This is a genomic window from Prevotella sp. S7 MS 2, assembly GCF_000762865.1.
Lineage (GTDB): Bacteria > Bacteroidota > Bacteroidia > Bacteroidales > Bacteroidaceae > Prevotella.
In genome coordinates, this window is record NZ_JRPT01000117.1 from 1 (window position 1) to 1,454 (window position 1,454).

Annotated in this window: 1 protein-coding gene; it reads left to right on the top strand. The window is 45.5% G+C overall.

Annotated elements, in window-relative coordinates:
- Positions 1–128: 128 nt before the first annotated feature.
- Positions 129–1,454: IS66 family transposase (locus HMPREF0671_RS11615; RefSeq protein WP_036900982.1), on the top strand; the 1,326-nt coding region annotated here is incomplete at its 3' end.

Genomic DNA, 1,454 nt, shown 5'->3' on the forward strand with positions numbered 1-1,454 from the left:
GGTAACTATTCAGCGACACCTTGCACCTTAATCCACGTTTGAAATAAACAGGAAAAGACCTATTAAAAGACAAAACAAAGTGTCTTTATTTCTTGTGTATGTGAGATGTTTTTTGTACCTTTATACCTATGAAAGAGCAAGTTACGGACATATCAAAAGTACTGCAAGACATGACGACCGAGATGCGGCTGATGCGTGAAACCATTGGTCTGCAGTATGCTGAGATTGCCAAGCTGAACCGTAACATAGAATCTCTTAATCATCAAATACGCAAGAAGGACGAAGAAAATGCAAGACTAAAAGAACGCCTGTCTAAATACGAGAAGCCCAAGAAAAATTCCGGCAACAGCAGCACTCCGCCTAGCAAGGAGAGCATGAAAGACGAAATCGTTAGAAGAACGAAGACTCTCCGCAAGCCTAGCGGCAAGAAGCCTGGCGGTCAGGAAGGGCATGACGGGCATAAACTATCCTGCTCTTCCATGCCAAACGAGATAGTGTACGATGCTCCCAAATACTGCACTAACTGTGGTGAGTCTCTTGCCGATGCAGAGCGTGTACTTGACTATGTAACGCAAGTAATCTCAATTCCAGAGCTGAAGCCGGTAGTCAAGGAGATACGCCACTATGTTATGATATGCAAGAGTTGTGGCGAACGCATCCGTACCGCACCAAGGCGCAAGTCCAACGATGTGATTTACGATGCAAGCGTAAAGTCACTTGTCGTGTATCTCAGTGTCGTGCAGTTCCTTCCGTACGGCCGTATAGCAAGTTTTTTGCGTGAGGTATTCGGGGTTGCTCCGAGTGAAGGCTCGCTTGTAAACTGGGTGAGGGAAGCCAAAAGAAATGCACAGCCTGCCATTGAGAAAATCAAGGAATATGTCATGTCGTCAAGTGTTGTCGGTTTCGACGAGAGCGGATGCTATTGCAACAAGCGTCTTGACTGGGCATGGATTGCGCAGACTGTTTATTACACCTTGCTTTTCCGTGCTGATGGCAGAAGCTCAAAAGTGTTGACAGACAAGTTTGGCGACAGTCTGGAACGCATGACAGCCGTAACAGACCGCCATAGCGCATACTTTGCGCTTCATTTCCTCAATCATCAAGTTTGCCTTGCGCATTTGCTGCGGGAGTTACAGTATATGTCGGAACTGAATACCAAGCAGAACTGGTCAGGAAAGATAACCGACTTGTTCCGTGAAGCCATACATGAGAGGAACACTAACCCATCGACAGTAATCCCCAAGACATCATGGACAGAACGCTTGGACAGTCTGCTTAAAATAAATGTTAGCAGTCTTGGCAAAAAGTTTGAAACCGTCAAGAAGGGATTGATAAAATGCCGTGACTACATCTTCAACTTTCTTGAAGACCCATTGATACCGCCTGACAACAACGGAAGTGAACGGGGAATACGCAAATTGAAAATAAAATTGAAGAACTCTTGTACATTCCGC